We start from the raw sequence: 24,591 nt of genomic DNA, 5'->3' as shown, positions 1-24,591 counted from the left end.
CGAACGGTGGTCCGGTCGGGTCCGTGGCCGTCGCGGCCCGCGCGCCACCCGGGACCACCCACAGGAGAGCACGTACGTTCCACGTGCGTTCCATGAGCGTTCTGCTAGCGTGCGTCGGTGAGGAGGTGACCCGTGCCCAGGACCGAGCAGGAGGGTCTGTTCGCAGCGGTGGACGCGCTGTTGGAACAGGCCGCGGGCGTGTTGCCCCCGCCCGCGGAACGCGTGCGGTTGCGGCAGGCCGGGAGCCTGACACAGACGGAGGTCGCCAGGGCCCTGAAGGTCCGACGGGAGACGGTGGCCGATTGGGAGGCCGGCCGGAAGGAGCCGCGTCCGCCGAAGCGCGCCGCGTACGTCCGGCTCCTGGAGGGCCTCGCTGCCCGGTTCCCCGCCGCACAGCCAGCCGACCCGCCGGAGGCGCCCACCGGGTCCGCGGCCGTCCCGCCTCCGGCCACCACCCCTGACCCGGCGGAGTCCACGGCCACGGACGAGGCGTCACACCCGGAGTCCTCGGACACGGCCAGGCGCTCGCCGGCGCCGCGCCGCCCGGCGAACCAGGCCGCCCCCGCCTCCACCGCGGCGCCGGCCCCGACGGACCAGCGGTTCCGTCACGGACCGCTCGGGGTCCTGGACGGCGACGGCACCCTGTACTGCGCCGGCGGCACCGTCCTGACGTGTCCGGCGACCACGCTCCCGGCTCTGGTGGAGTGGACGCTGGCCGAGTCGGGTCTTGGCGCCCCCCGGCTGCACCGGCACGGCAGGGACTCCGACCCGCTGATCGTCATCACCGCCTCCGCCGCGCAACGGCTGGGCCTCCCACCGCACCTGGAGGACCGTCGGGGGCTGCGGCTGCCGGACGACCACCCGGTGGTCAGACAGCTCGCCCGCCGGCAGTGGAAGCTCACCCGGCGTGGCTTCGGGCCGTGGGCACGGGTGTACCGTCCCGTGCCCGCCGGCGGGCAGCGCCAGTGCGTGCAGCTCGCCGTCCTGCCCTGGGACGCCCTGGACGCCCGTGCCTGGAGCAACGCCACCGAACTGCACCCGGCTGACCTCGCCCGGGCCCTCGCCGTCTACGCCACCCGTGTCCTGACCCCCCGCGGCTCCACCGCCGTCACCGGCCTGGAGCTGATGACCGCGCTGCGCCCGCCGACCAGGGCGGTGCGGGACGAGGCCAGCGGCGGCTGGGGCTCCGGGCCGAACCCCGGCGCGCTCACCTGCCCGGTCGATCCCGCGCCGCCGGAGGCGACGCCGGAGCACCCGGTCGCCCAGGGGTGGCCGAAGGACCAGTTCCTGGATGAGGAGGCGTACCAGTGGGTCCGCGACCCGGCCCTGTTGGACGACGCCGAATGTCTGCTGCCCCACGCGGTCGGCATCGACATCAACACCGCGTTCCTCGCCGCCGCCTCCCGACTGGCGGTCGGTATCGGCGGGCCAGCCCACGTCACCCGACCCGCCTTCGACAAGAAGCTCCCCGGCTGCTGGCTGGTGGACCTGTCCGGGATCGACCTGGACCCGCGGCTGCCGTCCCCGTTCACCTCTTCCGGGCAGCGACCGACCGGTCCGGCGTGGTACGCCACGCCGACCGTCGCCTACGCGGCCGAGCTCGGGCACGCGGTCGATCCGGTCGAGGCGTACCTGCGGCACGAGACGGGGGCGTACCTGGATCCGTGGCACGACCGGCTCAGGACCGCGTACCTGGCGACGATGGCCGACCTCGGAGTGCCCACCGACAGGGACGTCGACGAGCGGGCCTTCCTGGCCGCGATGGAACAGCACAGGGAGACGGACCCGGCGACGGCCTGTGTGCTCTCGGCCGTCAAGTCCACCGTCAAGGGCGGCATCGGCAAACTGCGTGAGCGTCCCCAGGGGCGTGGCTACCGGGACGGCCAACGGTGGCCGGCCCTGGAACGCCCCACCTGGCGCCCCGACATCCGTGCGGCGGTGATCTCCAAGGCGCGGGTGAACATGCACCGCAAGATGGCCAACGTGGCCAAGGCGACGGGCCGGTACCCCCTGGCTGTGCTGTCCGACTGCGTGGTCTACCCCTCGCCCGGCCGGTCCCCGCTGGACTTCCTCCCCCTCACGCCGGAAGGCCGCGTCCTGCCCGGTACGTTCCGCCTCGGCGCGAACCCGGGCGCGGCGAAGCTGGAGGGAGTGCAGGACATGGCGTGGGCGGTGGACCTGATGGAGCAGGGCCACAACCCGGCCCGGCACATCAAGGGCGGCGACGCCGTCCTCGACGAAGGGGAGTAGACGGTGGGGGACATCGACGACGCTCTGGAACGCGCCGACACCGAGCTGTTCACCCGGCAGCCGCCCAAGACCCCGCTCGCCCAGTTCCGGCTGCTGATGCGTGCCGAGAAGGGCTCCACCAAGGCCGTCGCCCAGCGCCTGGGGGTGTCCCGACGTACGGTGGAGCGGTACCTCGCCGGCCAGCGCAAACGCCCGAGGCGCGCACTGCGGGAAGCGTTGGATCGTGAGGTGCGCAAGGCGTGGCAGCCCCGGGTGCGGGCGCGGCGTCGCCGGCAGGCCGCCACCACCACCGGCCTCACCATCGAGACCAGGGCCCGGTTCGGCTACACCGCCCCCATCGGCACCACCGACGACCCGCGCCTGCGCCGCCTGACGGTCCATCTGCCCCCCGAGCACGCCCGCCCCCTGCTCCAGGCCCACGACCAGGGGGCCAGTGACCACCGTCTGCGCGGCATCGTCGCCCGGGGACTCCAGGAGGTGTACTTCCAGGACCACGGCACCCGTGCCCAGGACCTCCAGGTGGACATCACCGACATCGACTACTTCGACGTCTCCTTCTGACGCCCCTACCCGACCCACCCGGGCGCCGCCAGGCTGATGAGCAGAAGCTCCGCCGGATCCCCGACCCGATGGGTCAGCGTCCCTGATCGATGACGTCGTGGAGGTACTGCAGGGCGAGCCTCTCGGCCTGGTGGCGGCGTTCAACGACTGCCCCACCGACATCGGACCACCTGCGGTAGAGATCGACGGCGGCGAGCAGGGCCTGTCCGGCCTCGTGGCGGTCGTAGCCGCACAGGGTCGCCCGAAGGTCGCGGGCCTCTTCGGGCGCGATGGTTTCGAGGTGGCGCACACCACGGGGGAGTGCGCCCGCCCGGCGGGCGGCCAGGGGGCCGAGCACGGTCTCGCGCAGGTAGTTGAGGAAACCCATGGTCTCGAACAGTTCACCGCGGCCGAGCTTCGTCGCGCCGTAGTGCACCCAGATCCAGAACCGGTCCTCGACCCACTGGAGGTCGAGCGACGGAGTGGTCGGCGGCTGCTGGGCGAGGGCACCGGTCAGGACTCCGTCCCGGTCCCACAGGACCTCCGGACTGTCGGTGCGCGCGGCGATGTCGGAAGCGCGCACGAACGTGAAGTCGACGTGCAGGAGGGGTGGCCCGACGAGCGTGACGATCAGACGCGGTTCACCGACGTGCTCCCCGGTGAATCCGGCCACCAGGGAGGACCAGGAGCCGATCAGCGCGAGCCGTTCCCCCATGACCGCTTCGTACGCGTCGTCGTCGATGACCAGGATCAGGTCCACGTCCGAGTAGGCATCGGAGCGGCCCTCCGCGATGGACCCGGTGATCGCCACGCCGGCCACGCGCGCGTCCTGCCGAATCCGGGGAAGCGCCTCGCTGAGGAACTCGCTGTGCAAGGAGGGGACGTCCACGGCTTTCCTTCCGATCGGAGCAAAGCAGGCCAACGTAACAGGTAGCGCGGTGGGAATCGACACCTCACCCGGGGTGTCCTTTGCCGGAGCAACCCCTTGCCGGGCGACCTGGACGACGTCGACCGTCACCCGTGCCCGCGCTGTTCCCGGACCGGCGAGCCCCTTCGCCAGGGCACGGCGACGGTGGAGCAGCTCGGCGACGCGCCACTGGTCCAGCAGCTACCGCTCGTTCTCGTTCCCAGGTACGTCGCGGGGCGCGACGTGGTGTTGGGGCACGGTCAGGACCGCTGGAGTCCCACAGGACTTCGAGGCGTGTCCCTTCGCGAAGGTTGACTTACTCACCGGGGACGTTGGATCCTGCGGGCGCTGCTGAGCGCGTTCATGCCGGTGACTCCGGTGAGGGCCGCGACGTTCCGGCGCGGATCCGCCATCCCACACTCGACGATCGGGAGAGCATTCGTGTCCACGGTGACAGATCCCACGGCCACAGTGACGTCCCAGGAACTCTCGGTCCTGCGCCTGCTCGCTGACGGGTTGTCGGTGGACGCGGTGGGCCGCCGGCTCAACCTGTCCGAACGCACCGTGCGGCGCCGCACCAAGGCGGTCTGCGACCGGTTGGGCATGCGGACCGCGGTCCAGGCCATCGTGTGGGCCGCCCACCGGGGACTGCTGTGAGCGGGGACGGCACGATGGGCGCGCTCCGGTAGGCGTAGCCGGCGCCGGGCCGAGTGCAACGGCGGGCCGGACCACCCCTGAAGTCACGGGGCCGTGCGGGCGCACACCGAAGGTCCAGACCAATGCTTCGGTGGGCTGGCAGGCCGTCAACCCAGGGTCAGCAAGGCCGACTTCCAGCCCGGGTGGCTGCGGTACGGAACCAGCGCGACAACGATGACGGCCCCGCCGACGACCTCACTGCTCGGCCCGCGCCGCGCCCGCCCCGGGAGCCGTCGAGTGCGGCCCCGGGGTGCTGGACAGCCCTGCGGCGGATCGTGGCCCCGTTCGCGTATGCGCAGGTCACTGCGGTTCGGCGAGGTGAGGTTGCCGCGCCGGGCGCCAGCTTGGTGGAGCGCGCGGTGCGACCGGGGCCGCGAGTCGGTCGCCCTCGTTCCGGACGGCACCCCGTGCGTCGCCGGCGGCACGAAGCGTGTGGGTGAGTGGCCGGATCCGGCCAGATCGACGACCGCGCGTTCCGGTGAGCGACCGCGTTGCGGTCAACTGGTGTAGACCACTTGACTGAACGTGAGGAGTCGCTCATGGGCTTCGCCGCACGGCGCACCAGACGCCGGCCGACCCTGGTGGCAGCCGTGCTCTCGCTGCTCACCGGCACGCTGGTGGCCACCGCCACCCCGGCGCGTGCCGTGGCCGGCTACGACAGGCAGCCGATCGCCACGAACGCCCTGTTCCTGATCAACGCCTCCGACCACGCGGGAGCCCAGGAGTTCGTGACCTCCGAAGGACGCGTGGAGACGGTCAGCGCCTACCTGACGAGCAACGCGTCCACCGGCACCTTCCACGCCCAGATCCGCACCGAGGTGGCCGACGAGTCCACCACCGTCGCCGACAGCCGGCTGGACATCGCCGAACTCGGCGGCTCCGGCACCGGCTGGGTCGAGTTCCCCGTCGACGCGGAGCTGACCGCGGACACGAAGTACTACCTCGTGGTCGAGGCCGAGGACGCCGCCGGCAAGGTGGTGTGGAACGGCTGGAAGGGCGCCCTCGCCGGGGCGCTGCCGTCGTGGAACTACGACGTGCCCTACTGGGGCGGCTGGAAGGCCTACGACACCGACCCCTGGGCCACCACCCACCTCGCCTTCGCGATCGACCCCTCCGGCGCCCAGGCCTGCGCGGCGACCAACACCTGCTACAAGTCCGTACCCCCCGGCGAGCTCGTGGCGTACACCGCCGGCCTGCTCGGCAACGGGCGGACCACGGCCGCCATCACCCCGCTCGAGGCGCACGGCGCCACCTACGTACCGGACAGCAACGTGCTGCGGCTGCCCAACGGCGACTGGCGCTACCTGCCCGCCGGGGCGACCGAGCCCAGGACCGTGCCCGCCGGGGACCCCGGGGCGGCCGCCCAGATCGCGGAGTCGCAGGACTGGCTGGCGTCCGGCTCGGTGCCCGGAGAGACCCTCGAGGAGCGGGCCGCGGCCAAGCGGGCGCTGCTCTCGCTGCGGCTGCTCACCCAGCCCAACGGAGCCATGGCAGCCGCCTGGCACGGGGCCTGGAGCTACTCGTGGCCGCGGGACTCCAGCGTCGCCGCGGTGGCGTTCGCCCGCACCGGCCACGACGAGGAGGCCTACCGGATCCTCGACTACAACCGCCGCACCCAGCGCCCCGACGGCACCTGGGAGGCACGCACCAAGCTCGACGGCTCGGGCCCGCCCGACGGCCGGCACTGGCAGCTCGACGCCAACGGCTGGGTGCCCTGGTCTATCTGGGAGTGGTACCAGGCGGCGCCCGGCGCCCACCGCGCCGAGCTGACCCGCGACCTGTACCCGACGGTGCGGAAGGCCGCCGACTACGCCGCCGCCTCCCTGGACGAACGCGGTCTGCCGCCGGCCGCCCCCGACTACTGGGAGATCCCCACCAGCACCCCCAACATCAGTACTTCCGCCATCCTGCTCTCCGGCCTGAACGCCTCCGCCGACCTCGCCCGGGTCACCGGGCACCCCCAGGACGCCGAGAGGTGGCGCGCCGCCGCCGCCAGGCTCGCCGACGGCATCGAGGAACACTTCGCGCCGCTCGGCTACCAGCGCACGGTCGACGGCAAGCACGGCCGCGACTCCGCCGTCACCTTCCTGGCGCCCCCCTACAACACCGCCCCCGACGACCTCGCCGTGGCCATGGACGACACCTACGCGGCCCTGCTGCGACCGAACGGCGGGGTCGTCCCGGGCGACGACCCGGGCCAGAAGTGGCGGAACACCTGGACCCCCGAGACGGCCTTCTTCGCCCTGGCCTGGGCCGGAACGGGCGAAGACGACAAGGCCGACCGGGTCGTGGACTGGCTGCTCGCCCACCGCAACGTGCTCGGGGAGCTTCCGGAACAGATCGACGCCGCGGGCAACCCGGCGTCCGTGGTCCCGCTCGGCTGGACCGACTCGCTGCTCGTGCTCACCCTCGACCAGCTCGACGGCGGACCCATCCCCGTGCCTCCCGCCCCGTGCGACCCGCCCGGCAGGCCCGAGGGAGCGTGCCACGACTGACGCGGCACCCACCACACCTTTCCGCTCTCACCAGGAGGATCGATGCCCCGTCTCCGCACCGTCGCCGCCGCCGTCGCGCTCGGCGTCGGTCTGGCCAGCGGGCCGGTAGCGCCCGCGTCATCCGCTGAGGCACCCCCACCCCCAGGAACCGAGACTCCCGCGTCGCTGCCCTCCGTCTACCCGGTGCCCAGGTCCATGGAGGCCCAGGGGCCGCCGGTGGTGCTGGGCTCCACGGTCGCCGTCCTCGCCGACCAGGACGCCGACCCGGCGGCCGTGCGCGTGGCCCAGCAGGCCCTGGAAGGCGCAGGGATAGCCAACGTCGAACGGGTGAGCACCCTCGACCAGGCGGGCGACGGCGACAGCGTGATCGCCATCGGCCGCGACGCGGCCAGGGCGGTCGGGACGCGGGACGCCAGCGAGCTCCCCGCAGAGGGCTACGTGCTCACCACCGGCCGCACCGGCAGCCACGGCGTGGTCGCGCTCGACGGACGCGACGCCACCGGTACCTTCTACGCGGCACAGACCCTGCGCCAGCTCGTCGGCGGGCCGGGCCAGCAGGCCAGCGTGCCCGGAGTGGACATCCGGGACTGGCCGGCGTTCCCGCTGCGCGGCACGATCGAGGGCTTCTACGGCACGCCGTGGTCACATCAGGCACGCCTGTCCCAACTGGACTTCTACGGCGCGCACAAGATGAACACCTACGTGTACTCGCCCAAGGACGACCCGTACCTGCGCGAGAAGTGGCGCGATCCCTACCCGGCTGCCGAACTCGGACGGATCGAGGAACTGGTCGAACGGTCGCAGGCCAACCACGTCAGGTTCACCTACGCCATCTCGCCCGGCCTCTCGGTCTGCTACAGCTCGGAGGAGGACAAGGACGCCCTGATCGAGAAGTTCCAGACCCTGTGGGACGTCGGGGTGCGCGACTTCGCCGTGCCGCTGGACGACATCAGTTACCAGAAGTGGAATTGCGCGGCGGACGGGGAGAAGTTCGGCACCGGCGGAGCCGCCGCGGGCACGGCGCAGGCACACCTGGTCAACGCGGTACAACGGGACTTCATCGAGACCCACCCCGGCGCGGCCCGGCTGCAAACGGTGCCGACCGAGTACTACGACACCTCGCCGAGCCCGTACAAGGAGGCCCTGAAGACCAAGCTCGACCCGGACGTCATCGTCGAGTGGACCGGTGTCGGCGTGGTCGCCTCGCAGATCACCGGGGAACAGGCGGCCGCCGCCAAGGACGTGTTCGGGCACTCGATCCTCGTCTGGGACAACTACCCGGTCAACGACTACGCGACCGACCGCCTCTTCCTCGGCCCCTACGTGGGGCGGGACCCGGGGTTGTCCGAGGTGCTGCACGGCATCACCGCGAACCCGATGAACCAGGCCGAGGCGTCCAAGCTCCCGCTCTTCAACGTCGCCGACTACACCTGGAACGACACCGCGTACGACGCGGAACGGTCCTGGCAGGCCAGCATCACGGAGCTGGCAGGTGGCGACCCGCAGGCCCGAGCCGCCCTCGCCGCGCTGGCCGACCTGGGGTACTCCTCGACGCTCGACCCGAAGCAGGCACCGGTGCTCGAGGAGAAGGTTTCCGCGTTCTGGCGGGCCGGGGCGCGCGGTGACCGCAGCGCGTCCGCCGAACTGGTGGCCTACCTGAAGGTCATCGAGGGGGCACGGGCCACCCTTGGCGAGCGCATGCACAACCCGGCCTTCGTCGAGGAGACCGGGCCCTGGCTGGAATCCGCCCAGTACTGGGCCCAGTCGGCCCAGGCGGCACTGCGCATGCTGGCTGCCGAGCGCGACGGTGACGGCGTCGGCGCCCTCGCCCACCGCAAGCAGGTCCGGGAGCTGATGGACAAGGCGAGGTCGGTCGAACACACCGGCATGTGGGGCAAGGTCAAGGTCAGTATCGGCTCCGGTGTGCTCGACCAGTTCGTCAGCGACGCGCTCGCCGAGAACGACCGCTGGCTGACCCCCTCCACCCGCGGCTCCGCGATGACCTCCCTCCCCACGTACCAGGGCTACGGGCCGGCCGCCATGCTCGACGGCCAGGACTCGACCTTCTTCTGGTCCGCGGCGTCGGTGGGCCGCGGCGACTACGTGGGCGTGGACCTCGGTGCGGTCCAGCCGGTCAACGCCGTCTCGATCCACATGGGCAAGCCCACCAGCACCAACGACTACGTCCACTCCGGTGTGCTCGAGTACTCGCAGGACGGCACGAACTGGACGACCGCCGGCACGTACACCGGGCAACCCGAGATCCAGGCGACCCTGCCGCCCGGCACCACTGCCAGGTACGTGCGGCTGCGCGCCACACAGGGGCAGGAGTACTGGCTGGTGGTGCGCGAGTTCCGGGTGACCGGATCGCAGCCGGTGGCCAGCGGCACGCCCGCCCCGGCCGCGGGCTCCTCGCTGGCGTCCGTGGTGGACGGCACCGTGGACACCACGTACCGGGCGGCCTCCACGCCGGGGGCCGGTGACGCGCTCGTCGTTGACCTTCCCGAGCAGCGCCCGCTGGACCGGGTGACCGTGGTGGGCACGGGCGCCGCCGCCGTACAGGTCCGGGCCGGGGAAGGGGAGTGGCGCACCATCGGTTCGCTGGACAGTGGCGGCCTCACCGAACTCCCGGCGGACGGCGTCCGCGTCGACGCGATCCGTCTGCAGTGGACGCCGGGTTCCCCGGCGCCGGTCATCGCCGAGGTCGCGCCCTGGTACACGGACGCCCCGGCCGCCCAACTGCGGCTCTCGCCGGCCACCGCCGACGCGCAGGTCGGTGCGCCGACCACGGTGACGGCGACCCTGTCCGCGGTGCGGCCGACCGACGTGCGGGGGCTGCTGGCGGTGACCCCGCCGTCCGGCGTCACCGCCTCGCCGGCGTCCTCACCGGTCCTGCTGAGGCGCGGTGGACGCCTGGAGATCGAGCTCACGCTCACCGCGACGGCGCCCGGCACCCACACCGTCCCGGTGACCTTCACCCCGCACGACGGCCCCGCCGTCACCGAGCAGGTGACGCTGCGGGTGCGCTGACCCGGCGTGGCGCCACCGCCACCCGCCACCTCGCCTGTTCGGCCCGGCCACGGTGCCGACCAGGCGAGGTGGTCCGCGGGTGCGGCGCTTTCCCCACGGTCAGGACCGGAGCCGGGCGACGTGGTGTCGCGCCCGTTCGGCTGCCGGCCCACCCCACGAGGACCCGGGAAACGTCTCAGTCCTCAGGGATGAGACGTGCCCACGCGGCACGTAGCCTCTCCAGCAGGGCACGCTGTTCGTCGATCCAGCCGCGGTCCACGTGCAGCGAGACGGACAGCCTCGTCGTCTGCTGGTCGTCGATGGTCACCGTGATGCGATCGTGGTCGTCCTCCCGCCAGTCCAGGCGGATGCCGACCTCGGACACCCGCGCCGCCTCGCGCCAGACGGCGTCACGCCCCGCGGCGACCTCGTCCAACACGTGCGCCCAGCCAGCCAGGTCTTCGGGAGCGACATAGGTGTCGTGAATGCCGGTCACGAAGTCGTTGTGGACGAAGAGCTGTCCGCTGACGTCGGGGATGCCCGGGGCGTACGAGTCATTCATCTGGACCACCACACTGCCGCCGTGCGTGCCCACGATGCGCAGCAACGCGAACGGCTCGTGCTCCTCCACGCCCACCCCCGCGCTGATCGATCCTCGCCGACGCGCGGACCCTCACGAACGCGTGCCACGGTAGGCGACGGAGCCGTGGTCGTCGAGTGCGGTCGTGCCGTGCGGAACGGTACCCGTACACGGTGACATGCAAGGACCCCGGGTGTGGGCAACGGCATCCCAATGAGCCCCACCACACGGGTCGGCCGGGGCGGGAAGGGACCCGCCCGTCGCGCACCGGGAACGAGGGAGAGCTCCCCACCACGCCCGCCCCGCCGTGGGAGCCCGCCCCCGGCGTCGGTCACTTCGGTGGGACGGTGATCAGGACGTGGTAGGTGGCGACGTCCTCCGGCTCACCCACCGGCCGTCCGTCCACCTCGACCCAGGCGTGGGCGGCGAACGGCGGCATCCGCACCCCGGTGCACCAGGCGGGCCAGGTGCCACGCAGCCGACACAGCAGCACCACGGCGAGGGAACGTTGGAGGCAGTACCGGCCGGCGCAGAGGGTGGACGTGGCCGTGACGTCCCGGCGAGCGGCGAGCGCCTGGTCATGGGTGGCCGGGCGGGCCCCGCGGCGCAGCAGGGACAGCACGGCTCTGAGGTGGCGCGGGGAGAGCCGGGCCAGGAGGCAGGCGGCGGCGACGGCGGTCCGGGCGGGCAGGCGGCGGCGCGGGGACAGCCGGGGCCGGGCGGCGTCCAGGGGCCGGTTCACCGTGCCGGAGCCGGTTCCGTGAGGCGGGCCGCCGCGAGCCGGGTCAGCAGGCCGTGGACGTCGGCGGCGACCCGGGCACGAGGAACTCCACCGGCGGTCGCCGTGAGCGCGTCGGTGACCTGGTCGGGGGTGTCGCCGTCGAGGAGGGCACGGAGGACTCGGGCGCCGGTGCTGTTCAGTTGCCAGTAACGGCCGGCCCGTTCGTCGAGCAGGACCATGCCCGTGCCGGTGTCGCAGGCGGTGACGTCACGGCGGAGTCGCAGGCCCGCCCGGTGTGCTGGAGAGATCACAGCGATGCTCCTTCAGGTGAGGTGGGAAAGGGCGGGCTTCGAGGTCCCGCAGCCACTCCTCGGTGGCCAGGGTGGGTTCCAGTTCGCTGACACCGCCGGTCAGCAAGGCCGGGGCGAGCAGCGTTCGACGCAGGACGACAGGGTCGGCCAACCCCAGGTTCGCGAGGCGCGAGTCCTCCGCCCAGGACGCGAGGACGCGGCGCTGTGCCGTCAGCCCCGCGTACCACTCGTGCCCGGCGTGGTCCTTGGTGGTGCGCCGCAGGACCGCCTCCGGGACGACCCCACGCATCGCCGTCGTCAACAGGGGTTTGAACCTGGCGGGATCCCCGGCCTCCTGGGGACGGACGCGGAGGCAGGCATCGAACACCGCGTCGTCGCAGAACGGCATGTCGGTGGGCAGCCCGACGTGGTGCGACCAGTCCGCGATCTGACCGGCCAGGCTTCCGGCGGCACGAAAGGACTGGGCCCAGGCGTGGGAGCCACGGTCCGCGGCGAGGGCCTCGCACCCTTCGGCCACCGCGCGCAGGCGTGCCGCCACCAGGTCACGCGCCTCCCGGGTGGCCCAGCGGGGAAGCGCCAGACGGGGACCCCAGTCGCACCCGGGGGCGGCACCACGGTGGACGCCACCCAGGGTGGCGGCCTGCTCGGCGAGCCAGCCGGCCAGTCCGCGCCGGGAGAGCAACTGACCGACCGTCGCTGTCAGCGGCCACCGCCCGGCGGCGCGGTGTTCGGCGGCGCTTCGCCACGCTGCCGCGGGACGGTCCCGCAGCAGCCGGTGCAGATAGGCGGGCGGCGGGATCACGGCGTCATCTCCGCCGTGGCCGCACAGCCGTCGCGGTGCGCCGTGCCGCACCAGCATGCGCGCCGTCTCGTTCTGCTGGGCACGGTTGCGGACCAGTGCGGTGGGCGCGTCCCCCGGAGGGTTGCGCTGCTCGAGCTCGGCGAACAAGTCCGGAAGCTCGCTGGTGGGAACCGTCAGATGGGTGACACCCGGTAGGTGGCGCGCGGCTTCGCGGGCGTAGTGGGCGTCCTGGCTGCCGACAGCGGCCAGCTCCATCGTCACGGCCACCAGACGGGCGCCGGCCTCGTGGGCGAGGAAGCACAGGGACGTGGAGTCCATTCCGCCGGAGAGGTCCGCTCCCCACACCTCGCCGGGACGAACCCGCACCGCGACCGCCGCACGCAGCGCCTCCCGCAACCCTCGCCCGGCCTCGGCGATCGGGAGGTCCGCCGACGGGGGGTGCCACCACCGCTCGGTACGCGCTGTGCCGTCGGTTCCCAGGAGGAGGGCATCCCCGGGCTGCACCGCAGCGACGCCCGACCACACGGCCGCGGCGTCCAGCGGGTGGGGGACGCACGGGACCAGCAGGCCGACGGCGAGCTGGGTCGGGTCGGGTTCGGCCCCGACCAGCCACGCCAGGGTCAGCGCCCGGTCGGCGGCCACCGTGATCCCGTGGACCCGTGCGGTGTACAACCGTCGGTCCCCGGCGTTGGTTCCCCGTGCCAGAACCCTGCCGTCGCGGGAGGCCAGCAGGTGGAAGCTCCCCGCCGTCCCCGCGGCGAGGTCGGGTGTCGCGAGCTCCCCGTGGCTGAGCGGGGAGGAGCCGATCAGAACGGTGCGGTCCCTCCCGGCTGTCGACGCCACCGACTCCTGCTCCGACCAGCAACCAACGAGCCACGGCCGGCCTGAGGCGTGTGACACGACCCTGCACGCGAAGCGCCGCACACGATCGAGAACGGCGGGCGCCGCCTCGTGATCCGGGAGAACCACGAACCACCGCCCGCCACACCGCGATGTCACGGAGCCGGGTCAGCTCGGGGGAGTGAAGTGGTGCCCCCAACTTCCGTCGGGCTCGGCACCGATCCACTGCCCCTGTGTCTCATCAGCGAAGTCCCCGATCCCCACCAGCACCGGAGGCTCGTACACCTCGGCCGTCTCCCCGCGCGTCTCCCGTTCCATCACCGACCACCCTTCCAGTTGGCTACTGCTTGCAAGTGAGCCATTCCCCTGAGTGCGTGACGAGATGTGCGTTGGACCCCTTCGAGTGGCCGGTGGACTGCTGTTTGCACCGGGGTGTTCGGTGCCCGCGCCAGCGTCAGACACTGACCCACCCGGTGTCTGGCGCTGGCACGTCACGACGTGAACACCAGTGAACGGGGGGGGCGGGGGACGCCGCTGGCCCCGCCGACCCCAGCGACTCAGCTCGTGGTCCCCGGACCGCTGTCGAGCGACAGGAACCATGTGACGATCTGTCTGGTGGCTGCCACGTTGGAACCGAAATGGCGCGAGCCGTGCCACTCTTCGAGCCCGACGTCGACGGTCGGGAACCGTACGCCCTGCGACGCGAAGTCGGCCAGGCACTGCCTCGTGTTCGCGTTGACGACCTGCTCGTCACCAGCGGAGAAGTACATGCGGCGCGGGACCTGCGGTGACCACTCCTCGCAGGAGTTGTCCGCCGCCCACAGCGCCTTCGCCATGTTTCCCCGCGGGTGTTCCAGCAGGTCCCGACCCCTGGCGGTGAGCAGTTCGGCAAGCGTGCCCGGAGTCGCCTCGGCCAGGTCCTGCCAGTTGTGCCGCCCCTCGGTCAGGGCCTCCACCGAGTCCGCGTACGGCTGCTGGAAGACATCCGCGGGCTCGTCGTAGACATCGTAGGTCCGGTCGAACGCGGCATAGGCGTAGGCCGCGTTGACCACGCTCGCCTTGGCGGAGACCTCGCCCGAGAACATCGCCGGTATCTGGGCGTCGCGGAGGGCGTACGCGCCGCTCACCGGAGCGAGCGCCGCCAGCCGGAACCGCGGGTCCTCGCCCTTCCGCAGGGCACGGCCGAGCCCCAGAGCCGTCTCCGCTCCCTGCGAGAAGCCCGTCGCCAGCACGTCCCGCCCCATGGTGCTGCCCGTGCGGGGCATGAACTCACGTGCTGCGCGCAGCATGTCGAGCGAGGCGGTGGTCCCCGAGGGGACGTCCAGCCACGGATGGGTGCCGGGCCCCGTGCCCATGCCCAGGTAGTCGGGGGCGACGCTGGCGAAACCGGCGGACGCGTAGGTGATGGGGGCGCCGGCGTTGAACCCCAACGGATCGGTGGAAGGAGCGTCCTTGTCGAAGAGCTCACTGCCATGCGTGTACGACACGGGCACCAGCGTGCCCTTGACGTCGTGGGGGAGGACGAGCAGTCCACTGGCGGTGGTGGGGCTGCCGTGCGCGTCGACGGTGTTGTAGACCAGCCGGTACGCATCGACTCCGTACCGCGTGGAATCGCTGGGGAAACCGAGGCCCCTCAGTTGCGAGGTGACGTCCTTCGGTGTCTCCAACGTGTAGAGGGCCTCGGCGGAGACCAGCGACCCGCGGGTCTCCGCGTGACTGGGACCGGCGGCACCCTCAGCGGTGTGGGCGGTGGCGAAGCACAGAGCCAGCGCCGTGCAGACGGCGCCGGCGGCCTTCTTGCGTGCGGCGGTTCTCACCGATGTTCCTCCCCGTGGGTTCGAGACCGGCCAGGGCGACCGCGGCCGGACGGTGGTGCGCCGTGCGGTGGTGCCTGCCGGATCGGTGCCGTGGCTCCGGACAGGAACACACCCCCCGGTAGGGACAGGCCTGCCACACCATGTCGGGGACCGGGGGGCTCACGTGTCCACCAGTATCGCCCGGCCCCCGCAGCGCCCAACTCGCCGCGGACTAGAGCACGGGATTGGGCGGGGTGCGTGAGCGGGAAGGCTGCCGCTGATCGTTGTCCGTCGGGCTGGGGGAGCGTTGTGGTGCGCAGGGGTTCACGTACGACTGCCCAGAGGGGTCTTCCGTTCGGTCGTCGGCCCACCGGTGGGATGGCTGAGGTGCTGTGGGACTGGTCGAAGTCCGGCACCCGGAACGCCGTGCGCAACCGACTGCTGAGGCGGCTGCCCGGGGTCAGTGTCGCCTCGGCGTATCGGTTCGGTCTGGTCGAGCGGCCCCACTACGCCTATGGCGTTCGCCGGGCCACCGAGTTGGCCGCGCGGCTGGGGCACCGGGGTGTGACGGTGGTGGAGTTCGGGGTGGCCGGGGGGAACGGGTTGCTGGCCCTGGCCGAGCACGCCCAGTACTACGCCACCGCTACCGGTGTGGCCGTGCGGGTCGTCGGGTTCGACAGCGGCGTGGGCATGCCCCCCGCCGGGGACCTCCGAGACGTGCCCTACCTGTACGGCCCCGGCTTCTACACCATGGACCACGAGCGGCTGCGGGCCCGTCTGGGCGCGGCCGAACTGGTGATCGGCGACATCGCCGAGACGTTGCCGCACTACCTGGACGCCCGATCGGACCTGCTGCGTGATCACCCGGTCGGGTTCGTCTGCCTCGACCTGGACTACTACTCCTCGACGACGACCGCCCTGGACCTGTTCCGCGGCCCCGAGCACGAACACCTGCTGCCGAGGGTCACCTGTTACCTCGACGACCTGCCGGGCACCATCGAGCAGATCGGCGAAGCGGCGGCGGTCACCGACTTCAACGCCGCCCATCCCGATCGGCCGATCGGCCGGGTCCTCGGCTTACGCGCGTTCACACCCTTTGATCCGCCGTGGGCCGACCAGATCTATGCCCACCACCGCCTGGACCACCCTGACTACGCGCGTCTGGAGACCGGTGCCACCGGAGACCAACTGCCCTTGGACGACTGACAGCCCCGCGGGGCCGCGGCGTCGCACCAGTCCGCGCGGTCAACGGGAGGAAGCGCGACGTACGGGCGGAGGTCCGGAGCACCGGAATCTGATTGGTCCGTCGGAGTGCTGGCCCCGGCTCACCGGGTGTGGTGTGACCGGCGTGGAAACCCGACGCCGCCGTCCTCGGCGCCGCCGGTGGCCGGCCGTGGGAGCTGTCAGCCGGGGTACTCCGGCCCTCGACGACCAGCCATCTCCACCCGCTGGCTGCGTGCTCCTTCGCCGGGGGGAACGGCCCGGGTGTGGGGAGCATCGCCGCATACGCCGGCCGCGCGGAGAACCGCCGGGGCGCTGAGTGCGTGTCCCCCTGCAGACAGATGTGATTTCTCCGGAGGGACTCGGGTGCGGACCAGAGTGGGTGTAGTGCTCCTTGCTGTCGCGGTGCTGACGGCGTGTGGGCCGAAGGATACGGACGAGAAGGCCACCGGCGAGTCGGCGCCTGCGTCTGCTCCGTCAGCGCCGAAGGCTCCCGACTCGGCGCCGACAGCTTCGGCCTCGGCGCCCTCCCAGCGGGAGTCGAAGCCTTCCGAGTCGACATCGAAGCCTTCCGAGTCGGCGTCGGTACCCGCCGGGTCCGTGCCGGCGCCGAAGACGAAGGAGGCGGCGATCGAGAGGTACGAGGAGTACCTGCACGCGCTGGGCCGCCAGGACATCGACACGGTGTGCGAGATCGCAGGCCCCGGCGCCAAGCAGGCAGAGGCGGAGGGCTTCGGTCCGTGTGAGGTCACCTTCCGGATGGTCTTCCAAATGATCTCGCCTGTGCAGAAGGCGGCGCTGGTCACCGCAACGGTCGACCCGGCGCGGGTGATCGTGGGGTCGCCGGTGAAGGTCGACATTCCGGTGGGGGCCATCCGGGCGGACGTCACCTTCGGGGAGGACGAACTCGGGGACTCCACCCTGGAGTACCTCGACGACGACTGGTTCATCACGGGCTGAACCCACCCCGGTCCCGGTCCGGGCGGCTCTTCGCTGCTCGGCCCGGGGCCGGTTGGGGCGGCCCGGGGCCGGGCGTGGGCCCCGGCTCGCGCGGACGCGACGGACACACCGTCTGCGGCCGGACGACCCGTGACCGTGCGGTGGGCGCGCCGCATCCTGGCCCGGACGGTTGTTGGCTGACCGCTCTCGGGCATTCCTCGGTGATCAATCGAAGGGCGAGCTAACCTGATACCGCCTCACCTCTGAAAGGGGGGCGCCCCGTCGCGCATGGTGACGGGACGCAGCCCCAGAGATGAGGTGGAGTGATGGATGAATCGCGCCCTTCCCCGGAAGCCAAGGGGAAGATCCGCGACGTTGCTGGTCGGCTTGCGATCGCCTTGGGGGCGCGTGCCCTCTGGGCACTGATCGAAAGGTTCCTCGGTCAGCACATCTAGGGGTGGCGCGGGTATCCCTCGAGCACGCGTCGTCCACGGAGTCCACACTCCAACTCCTTCCGGGGCAGTCCCCCTTTCTGCCTCGGCACCTGCCCGCACGCTCTTCGGCGTGCGGCGCGCAGTCGGCTTCGAGGCCGTGCGAGGTGCCCGCGTCAGGGACGGAGCGGCGTTCCCAGCAGTGAACGCGGTGTCGTGCGAACGTGACGTCGGCATGGAGGCGGCGTGCTACAGCAGCCCTGACAGCGGCAGGACGCGCTCGGTGAGCTGTCCGCTGAGTCTTCCTCCGGTGGTGTCGGCCTCGACCAGCCAGTCGGCAGCGACCAGCAGTTCGGCGTGCTCGGCGACGAGTTCGGGAGGCAGGGCGCAGAACGCCGCGACGTGGTCCAGGTGCAGCCCGCCGTCCTCGGGACTGCTGAGCCGTCCGTCGGGGCGGGTGTGGGCCGCGGTGTACAGGGCCAGCAGGCGCGTGGCGGCCCCGCCCTTCTTCTTGCGGATCTTCCGGTCACCCACGGCCTTCTGCGCCCAGCCGGAGATCCTGGAACGGGTGGTCTTGCCGAAGTCGAACGGGCGGGGCTGCTCGGGCAGCAGCGTGGGGACGGTGATGGCGGTGGGGGCTTCGGGCCGCGAGGCCATGACCTCGGCAACGGTGCCGGGCAGACGCAGCCAGTCGGCCGCGACCAGCAACTCCAGCACCCGCTCGGCATGGTTCTGGAGCCAGCCGATCAGGTCCTGGCCGGTGATGTTCCCGGTGCCGGCGCGCGCGGCGCGCAGGGTCAGCATGAGTACCGCGAGGCGCACCTCGGGCTCGGGGTGCGGGGCCCTGGCCACGTAGTCCAGCACGGCACGGGCATGCGTGGCCTGTTTGCGTGTCAACAGCCGCACCACCACGGGTCCGTTCCGGCCCGCCGTGTCGCCGAAGGGCAGGCCGACACGGTTCTCGTGCATCTCGCGGGTGGTCTGCGCGGCCTTCTCGGCACGCTCCGCCTCGTGACGCAGGGAGACGTCGCCACTCACGTCCGCCCACAGGGCGAACGCGCGGGCCTTGCGCTCGTGAAGCTCGGCCAGCAGGACGAGGTCGGGCTCGGTGCGCTGCTGGTAGGTGCGGAACGCGTCCCCCAGTTCGATCAGCTCAAGGCGCAGGGCGTCGGGTTGGAGATCGCTCGGCACGATCCGCTGCGCGATCTTCCCCCACCGGTTCGCCCGCCGGGACGCCTGGGCCGGCGATGGGGCGGTGCGGGCGCGAGGGAACGAAGCCGCCCCGGCGGCCGGTGAACGAGATGCGTCGGCTGCGGGGGAGGGGCCGTGGTCGGAGAACACCGCTTCCACACCAGCCCTGACCGCGCCGCCGGTGGGCCCCCGCTCCGCGGTGTGCGCCTTCGTCGCCTGGTCCACCCCGGGCGGGGCGGTGCGGGACGGGGGGCGGGCGGTGTCCAGGACGCGGCAGTTCGGAGTGGCGGCCGCGCAGCGCGCGCACGTTTCCGCGATCCGCCATAACCGTCCGGCACGGTCCGCGTACACCGTCAACACCACCGGGCCCTCGCACCGCACCGCCCCTGCCGCCGGCCGGCCGGGCCGCCCGGCGACGGGCTCGGGAGTGTGCCACGCGCAGTCGGCGGCGCGGCAGGCGCACCATGCCTCGCCGCGCGGCCCCCCGCCCGCGCGGATGCGGGCCAGGTGCGTGTTGACGTGACTGACCGCAGCCTTGCGCCCCACGGCGGTGCCGCCGGGGAACCGCTGATCGGCACAGGCCGGGCGGGAGCACGAAAGCCTCACCGTGCCGGCGGACGGGCGGCCGTAGGGATCCAAGCGCACCGTCCACACCCGCCCCGCTACACGCTCCTCGTGCCGTGTGCCGGCCTCCACCATGTGCGTACCTCCCTCTTTGCTGCACCTTGGTTGCCTCATTGCCCCGGGCGGTCCCCATCATCGGGCATTCAGCTCCATTCGGCTGGCATTCGGCGTGATGGTTGCGTGGGCGAGAGCGGCTTCGAGCACCTGTGTGAGTGGCGAAACGTTCCGGGTTGGCGCCGGTCCGTGCCCGCCGGCCGCCGCCGGCTCCGGTCACGGCACGTGTTCGTCACGGGGGTGCCAGGGGGCGTCGGCTCTGGTGGGCAGTGCGTCGGCGGCCAGTACGAGCGCGTGCACCGACTGCTGGGCACCGGGGACGGGGCCGCGGTAGTGGTGGCCGGTCATGTGACACCAGGCGGGCAGGTCGAGCGGGGCGGCGGGGTCGGTGGTGACGACGTGGACGACTGTGCCGGGCCCGGCACAGTCGATCTCGCTGCGGAGGCGGAGGAGGAGCGCGACGCAGTGCAGGCCGGTTCCGTCGACGACGAGGTCGGGGGCGGGGACACCGGAGTCCGCCGGGTTCATCGGCGGTACGCCGTCGCGGCGACGGCGGGCAGCAGGGCGAGGGAGAGGATGCCGCCGGTGAGGGCGAGGGCGGGGTAGCTGGTGGCGGCGACCATGATGCCGGATGCCATGCCGCCGGTGGCGCCCGAGACGGCGATGGAGACGTCGACCAGGCCCTGGGTCTTGGCGCGGGTGGCGAGTGGCACGGTGTCGGTGATGATCGCGGTGCCGGAGACGATGCCGAAGTTCCAGCCGAGGCCGAGCAGGGCGAGTGCGAGCGCGAGCAGGGCGACGGAGTCGGCGGGCGCGAGCCCGGCGAGGGCACCGGAGGCCAGGAGGACGGTCCCGGAGGCAGCAGCGATCTTCGTGCGGCCGTAGTGGTCGACGAGCCATCCCGTGAGGGGCGACGGCAGGTACATGGCGCCGATGTGGATGGCGATGACGAGGCCGGAGGCGGCCGTGCCATGGCCGTGGTCGTGCATGTGGACCGGCGTCATGGTCATGATCGCGACCATGACGAGCTGGGTGAGGATCATGGCGAGCGCGCCGAGGACGAGCCCGCCGCGGGCCTCGTTCGTGTCGGGACCGTCGGCGGTCGCCGGACCGGTCGCGGAGCCCGGTTCAGTGGCCGCGGCTTCAGTGGCCGCGGCCCTCGTGCGGGCGAGGACGAGGGGGTCGGGCTGCAACCACAGGGCGAGGACGAGGGCGGCGAGTGCGTAGGCGAGGCCGGAGAGGATGAAGGGGCCGGCGAGGTTGGGGATGCCCAGGTGTTCGGCGAGGGCGCCGGTTGGTGCGGCGAGGTTGGGGCCGGCGACGCCGCCGAGGGTCGTGGCGACCAGGACGGTGGAGACGGCGCGGGCCCGGTGGTTGGGAGCGGCGAGGTCGGCTCCGGCGTAGCGGGCCTGGAGGTTGGTGGCGGACCCGGCCCCGTAGACGAACAGGGCGGTGAACAGCAGCAGGGGGCTGTCGAGGACGGCGGCGAGGATGACGCCGGCCGAACCGACGGAGCCGGCGAAGTAGCCGGCGGCGAGGCCGGGGCGGCGGCCGTGGGCCTGGGAGACGCGGCCGACGGCGATGGCGGTGAGTGCTGATCCGGCGGTGACCAGGGCGCTGGGCAGCCCGGCGAGGCTGGTGGTGCCGAGCATGTCCTTGGCGAGGAGCGCGCCGACGGTGACGCCGGCGGCGAGCCCGGCCCCGCTGAGGATCTGGGAGGCGACGAGGACGCGCAGGACACGGCGCTGGGCGACAACCGTGGGTATGTCGCTTCGGACGGGTGAGGTGTTGGTCATCGGTTCCTTCAGTAACGCTGCGTGCGTGCCGGGCGGGTCCGTGGTGGGGCGGAGTGGGGGCGGGCCGTCTCGTCGGCCGTGGTCTGAGGAGTGCGGGGCGGAACGCGGACCGGCGGAACTGGGTCAGCGGCGCGTGGTTGTGACGCCGTTCAGCAGCCCGGCGCTCGCCAGGACGGATCGTGCGGCCCGTTCTCCGGCGGCGAGGGCACCTTCGATGTGTCCGGCGTTCTCGGTGGCCGTCTCGGTCGAGGCCCAGTGCAGGCGGCCGTCGAGTGCCGGCCGCTGATAGAGGGCGTGGCCGAGGAGGGAGTAGTCGGTGAGGCGGTGGACGGTGGGAGGGGCGGTCCAGCGTTCGGTGCTCCAGTCCTGCACGTGCAGGACGTCTGGGGCTGGTGCGGCAGGACCGAAGAGCCGCGCGAGCTGCCCGGTGACGGCCTTGTCGAATCCTGGGCGGACAGCGCGGGCGTGGGCGAATCCGAGGAGTGCGGCGGGCCGCCCGTCGGGCCCTGACATGTCGTGGATCTCCTGGAGCGGACCCGTCCTGCTGAATACCGCGCCGGCCAGTCCCCGCTCGCGCCAGAAGACGGCCGGGTAGTGGGCGACCACCTTGGTGACGGTGCCCATCCAGACCGGCGTGGACCGGGCGAGGCGCACGAGGTCAGCGGGGAGGGCGTCGTGGAAGTCGATGCGTTCCAGCGCCAGGGCCGGCGGAATGGCCAGGATGACGTGCCTGGCGTGTGAGGGGCCGGCTGGCGTGAGCACGGTGAGCCTGTGCTGGCTGACCTGGCGGATGGCGGTGACCGGCGTGTTGAGCAGCAGGGACTCGGCGGGCAGCGTGCCGGCGAGGGCGGTGGCCACGCTCTGGGACCCGGAGGTGAAGCGGTGGGAGGGGGCGTCGAGCAGGTTGCCGGTGAGCCGGCGGGTGCCGGTGGTCTCCTGGAGGAGGGTGTCGCCGGCGAGGTGCTGGTCGAAGGTCGCGATTCCGCTGCGCGCGGCGAGGGTGCGTATGCGCTCCTCGCCGTCCCAGAACCAGGTGGCTCCCAGGTCGAGAGCCCGCCCTGGGTACGAGGTGGCCACGGAGAGCATGCGGCCGCCGACGCGGGCACGTGCCTCCAGGCAGACCGTGTCGAGACCGGCGGCGTGGAGCGAACTGGCTGCGGCCAGTCCGGAGGCGCCGGCGCCGACGACGATCACGTCGTGACTGTGCCGGTGGGACATGAGGAATCCTTTCTGCAGGCCGGCACTCGCCCTTCGAGGGCGCGCGGGTGCCGTCGGAGCCGGGGCGGGCGGCTGCGCGTCGGGACGCAGACGTGGAAACGGGGGTTGGTCAGCCGTCGGCGGCGGTGTCCAGGACGACGCGGAACCGGGGAGCTCCGGAGCGCAGCCGGGCGACCGCTTCACCGGCCTGCTCCAGTCGCATGCGCTCGATGAGGGGGCGGACGCCGTTGGTGATGGCGAACCGCATCGCCTCCTCGGTTTCCCGTGGGCTGCCGGTCAGGTGTCCGGTGAGGGTGTGGCCGTTCATGACCAGCCGGGCCACCGACAGGCTCACCGACCCCGCGTCGACGCCGACGAGGGTGAGCCGCCCGTGCACGTCGAGCCCGGAGAGGAGTTCGTCCACGGGGGCGGTGGAGGAGGCGGTGTGGACGATGAGGTCGGCGCCGCCGAGTGCCTTCAGGGCGGCGCCCGGCGCCTGGGCGGTGCTGTCGATGTAGTGGTGGGCGCCGAGGCCGCGGGCGAGCCGGTCGCGGTCGTTCCCCCGGGCGACGGCGACGGTCTCGTACCCGAGCTTCGCCGCGAACTGGACGGCGAAGTGCCCCAGGCCGCCGAGACCGAACACGGCGACCCGTCGGCCCGCGGGGACGCCGGCGTTGCGGACCGCGTTGAAGGCGGTCACGCCCGCGCAGCCGAACGGGGCCGCGTCGAACAGGTCGAGCTCGTCGGGGACGCGCGCGAGCGCGTCCGCGGGCACGGTGATGCTCTGCGCCCAGCCACCCGGGTAGGACAGGCCGGGGATCTTGCGGTCCGGGCAGTGGACGACATCGCCCGCCCGGCAGGAGGCGCAGCGCCCGCAGCTCCCGCCGAACCAGCCGACGGCCACCCGATCCCCGACCGACCAGCCCTCCACCTGATCGCCCATCTCGGCGATCACACCCGCGACCTCGTGGCCCGGGGTGACCGGGAAGGAGACGCCGGCGCCGGCGGCTGCAGCCGTTGAGATGTCGGCGTGGCACACACCGCTCGCCGTGACCGATACGCGGACCCACCGTCCCGCAGGCGCCGTCGTCCTGGCCACGGACGGACGCAGGGGGCCCCGCGGTTCGGTCACGACCACGGCCACAGCGCTGTCTGACATGGCGCCCTTCCCTGGACAGAAACGACTCTCATAGGTGCTGGTTATGCTGGACCAGCAGGCACCCCACCGTAGGCGCAGCAAGAGCGGCCCGGTAGAGGATCTTCGTGAATGCAGCGATAAGGCATGATTATGGTTGAGCGCCTGAACCTCGAAGGACTCCGGTACACGCAGGCCGTCGCCGAGACCAAGTCGTTCAGTGCCGCCGCACGCGCCTACGGGGTGACGCAGCCCGCCCTGTCCAACGGCATCGCCAAGCTGGAGGAGCGCCTCGGCGACAAGCTGTTCGACCGCTCCCCGCGCGGCGTGACCCAGACCGCCTTCGGCACCCGGATCCTGCCGCTGATCGAACGCGCCTTGGTCGCGCTCGATGCCGTCGCAGCGGAGGCCCGGCGGCTGAACGAACCCGGCGAGCACAAGATCCGCATGGGCGTCTCGCCGCTGATCAGCTCGCACCTGGTCGCCCGGGCGTTCAGCATGGTCTGCGACCTCCCCGTGCCCCGCGACCTCGTGCTGCGCGAGGCGAACATGCAGGACCTGCGCGAGGGCCTGCTGGCCGGGGAACTCGACATCATCCTCATCCCGGCGGTGGCAGCGGTGCCACGCTTCGAGCACCGGGTCATCGACGTCGAGCCGATCGTCGTGGTCAGCCCCGACACCGCGGACCCGGCTCCGCTCGAACTCGAGGAAGCCGGCAAGGAATGCTTCATCCTCGTGCCGGACACCTGTGGCCTGACCACGTTCACCACACGGCTCTTCCAGGCGCACCAGGTGCCCCTGCGTACCTATCCGGGCGAAGCCGCCAGCTACCGCGTCCTGGAGGACTGGACGAAGCTGGGCCTGGGCTCGGCCATGGTCCCCCGCTCCAAGCTCACCTCGCCCGACGTGCCACACCGGCCGCTGCTGAACGACGGCCGCGAGGTGCAGATCGCCTTCGAAGCGATCTGGAACGGCGACTCCCCGCTCGGCGCAGACCTGCTCCACCTCGCCGACAGCCTCGCGCCCGCCCGCCACTAGCCATACGCATCACTTATC

20 protein-coding genes are annotated in these 24,591 nt (G+C 72.4%); 8 read left to right on the top strand and 12 right to left on the bottom strand.

The window, feature by feature from the left end:
• The first annotated feature begins 132 nt into the window (after window positions 1-132).
• Entirely contained in the window at window positions 133-2,250 is a 2,118-nt protein-coding gene (gene tap / locus A3IG_RS0102960) for a telomere-associated protein Tap (RefSeq protein WP_018382059.1), read from the top strand.
• A gap of 3 nt (window positions 2,251-2,253) precedes the next feature.
• Window positions 2,254-2,811: a telomere-protecting terminal protein Tpg gene (tpg, locus tag A3IG_RS0102955; protein ID WP_018382058.1), complete on the top strand. Its 558-nt coding sequence runs from the start codon at window positions 2,254-2,256 to the stop codon at window positions 2,809-2,811.
• Window positions 2,812-2,884: 73 nt separating this feature from the next.
• Here tpg and A3IG_RS0102950 read toward each other — a convergent pair whose 3' ends face one another.
• Entirely contained in the window at window positions 2,885-3,679 is a 795-nt protein-coding gene (locus A3IG_RS0102950; RefSeq protein ID WP_018382057.1) for a nucleotidyltransferase domain-containing protein, read from the bottom strand.
• 459 nt (window positions 3,680-4,138) lie between these two features.
• Between A3IG_RS0102950 and A3IG_RS0102940 the strand changes: the two genes are divergently transcribed.
• The 3 genes from A3IG_RS0102940 (at window position 4,139) to A3IG_RS28395 (ending at window position 9,918) form a co-directional block, all read left to right on the top strand.
• A complete protein-coding gene (locus A3IG_RS0102940; protein ID WP_051087366.1) occupies window positions 4,139-4,354 on the top strand; it encodes a response regulator transcription factor in 216 nt (71 codons plus the stop codon).
• A 554-nt stretch (window positions 4,355-4,908) separates the two neighbouring features.
• Complete coding sequence (locus A3IG_RS31725; protein WP_157862302.1) at window positions 4,909-6,888, top strand: glycoside hydrolase family 15 protein; 1,980 nt, start codon at window positions 4,909-4,911, stop codon at window positions 6,886-6,888.
• 42 nt (window positions 6,889-6,930) lie between these two features.
• Window positions 6,931-9,918: a beta-N-acetylglucosaminidase domain-containing protein gene (locus A3IG_RS28395; protein ID WP_018382054.1), complete on the top strand. Its 2,988-nt coding sequence runs from the start codon at window positions 6,931-6,933 to the stop codon at window positions 9,916-9,918.
• A gap of 175 nt (window positions 9,919-10,093) precedes the next feature.
• Here A3IG_RS28395 and A3IG_RS31720 read toward each other — a convergent pair whose 3' ends face one another.
• From A3IG_RS31720 to A3IG_RS0102900, 6 genes are all read right to left on the bottom strand, one after another.
• Complete coding sequence (locus A3IG_RS31720) at window positions 10,094-10,528, bottom strand: DUF5959 family protein (protein WP_157862303.1); 435 nt, start codon at window positions 10,526-10,528, stop codon at window positions 10,094-10,096.
• 280 nt (window positions 10,529-10,808) lie between these two features.
• Complete coding sequence (locus tag A3IG_RS0102920; RefSeq protein WP_018382052.1) at window positions 10,809-11,219, bottom strand: lasso peptide biosynthesis B2 protein; 411 nt, start codon at window positions 11,217-11,219, stop codon at window positions 10,809-10,811.
• Window positions 11,216-11,509: a lasso peptide biosynthesis PqqD family chaperone gene (locus tag A3IG_RS0102915; protein ID WP_018382051.1), complete on the bottom strand. Its 294-nt coding sequence runs from the start codon at window positions 11,507-11,509 to the stop codon at window positions 11,216-11,218. Before A3IG_RS0102915 ends, A3IG_RS0102920 begins: the two co-directional genes overlap by 4 nt.
• On the bottom strand, window positions 11,466-13,154 hold the full coding sequence (locus A3IG_RS28385) for an asparagine synthase-related protein (RefSeq protein ID WP_018382050.1): 1,689 nt from the start codon (window positions 13,152-13,154) through the stop codon (window positions 11,466-11,468). The genes A3IG_RS0102915 and A3IG_RS28385 overlap by 44 nt, the downstream gene beginning before the upstream one ends.
• 165 nt (window positions 13,155-13,319) lie before the next feature.
• Complete coding sequence (locus A3IG_RS34070; RefSeq protein WP_018382049.1) at window positions 13,320-13,469, bottom strand: lasso RiPP family leader peptide-containing protein; 150 nt, start codon at window positions 13,467-13,469, stop codon at window positions 13,320-13,322.
• A 239-nt stretch (window positions 13,470-13,708) separates the two neighbouring features.
• Window positions 13,709-14,968, bottom strand: coding sequence for an alpha/beta hydrolase (locus A3IG_RS0102900; RefSeq protein WP_018382048.1), 1,260 nt, complete (start codon window positions 14,966-14,968; stop codon window positions 13,709-13,711).
• Between the two features lie 357 nt (window positions 14,969-15,325).
• Here A3IG_RS0102900 and A3IG_RS0102895 point away from each other — a divergent pair, with 357 nt between their 5' ends.
• Together A3IG_RS0102895 and A3IG_RS34940 are read left to right on the top strand one after the other, a co-directional pair.
• On the top strand, window positions 15,326-16,153 hold the full coding sequence (locus A3IG_RS0102895; RefSeq protein ID WP_018382047.1) for a hypothetical protein: 828 nt from the start codon (window positions 15,326-15,328) through the stop codon (window positions 16,151-16,153).
• 615 nt (window positions 16,154-16,768) lie between these two features.
• Window positions 16,769-17,128: a hypothetical protein gene (locus A3IG_RS34940; protein WP_018382046.1), complete on the top strand. Its 360-nt coding sequence runs from the start codon at window positions 16,769-16,771 to the stop codon at window positions 17,126-17,128.
• A 659-nt stretch (window positions 17,129-17,787) separates the two neighbouring features.
• On the opposite strand, the gene A3IG_RS35815 is transcribed toward A3IG_RS34940, so the two are convergent.
• From A3IG_RS35815 to A3IG_RS0102865, 5 genes are all read right to left on the bottom strand, one after another.
• The gene (locus tag A3IG_RS35815) at window positions 17,788-18,729 is read right to left on the bottom strand and encodes a hypothetical protein (protein WP_322887981.1); all 942 of its coding nucleotides are present in this window, start codon (window positions 18,727-18,729) and stop codon (window positions 17,788-17,790) included.
• 894 nt (window positions 18,730-19,623) lie between these two features.
• The gene (locus A3IG_RS0102880) at window positions 19,624-19,935 is read right to left on the bottom strand and encodes a sulfurtransferase TusA family protein (protein WP_018382043.1); all 312 of its coding nucleotides are present in this window, start codon (window positions 19,933-19,935) and stop codon (window positions 19,624-19,626) included.
• A complete protein-coding gene (locus A3IG_RS0102875) occupies window positions 19,932-21,203 on the bottom strand; it encodes an MFS transporter (protein WP_018382042.1) in 1,272 nt (423 codons plus the stop codon). Before A3IG_RS0102875 ends, A3IG_RS0102880 begins: the two co-directional genes overlap by 4 nt.
• 123 nt (window positions 21,204-21,326) lie before the next feature.
• Window positions 21,327-22,421, bottom strand: a complete 1,095-nt coding sequence (locus tag A3IG_RS0102870) for a flavin monoamine oxidase family protein (protein WP_018382041.1) — start codon at window positions 22,419-22,421, stop codon at window positions 21,327-21,329.
• Window positions 22,422-22,530: 109 nt separating this feature from the next.
• Entirely contained in the window at window positions 22,531-23,559 is a 1,029-nt protein-coding gene (locus tag A3IG_RS0102865; RefSeq protein WP_040910736.1) for an alcohol dehydrogenase catalytic domain-containing protein, read from the bottom strand.
• 129 nt (window positions 23,560-23,688) lie between these two features.
• Between A3IG_RS0102865 and A3IG_RS0102860 the strand changes: the two genes are divergently transcribed.
• Window positions 23,689-24,573, top strand: a complete 885-nt coding sequence (locus tag A3IG_RS0102860; protein WP_018382039.1) for a LysR family transcriptional regulator — start codon at window positions 23,689-23,691, stop codon at window positions 24,571-24,573.
• Window positions 24,574-24,591 lie beyond the last annotated feature (18 nt).

It is taken from the genome of Wenjunlia vitaminophila DSM 41686 (genome assembly GCF_000380165.1).
Taxonomy (GTDB): Bacteria; Actinomycetota; Actinomycetes; order Streptomycetales; family Streptomycetaceae; genus Wenjunlia; species Wenjunlia vitaminophila.
The sequence above is the reverse complement of the archived record's forward strand: the minus strand, read 5'-3'. Positions and strand labels throughout refer to the sequence as shown.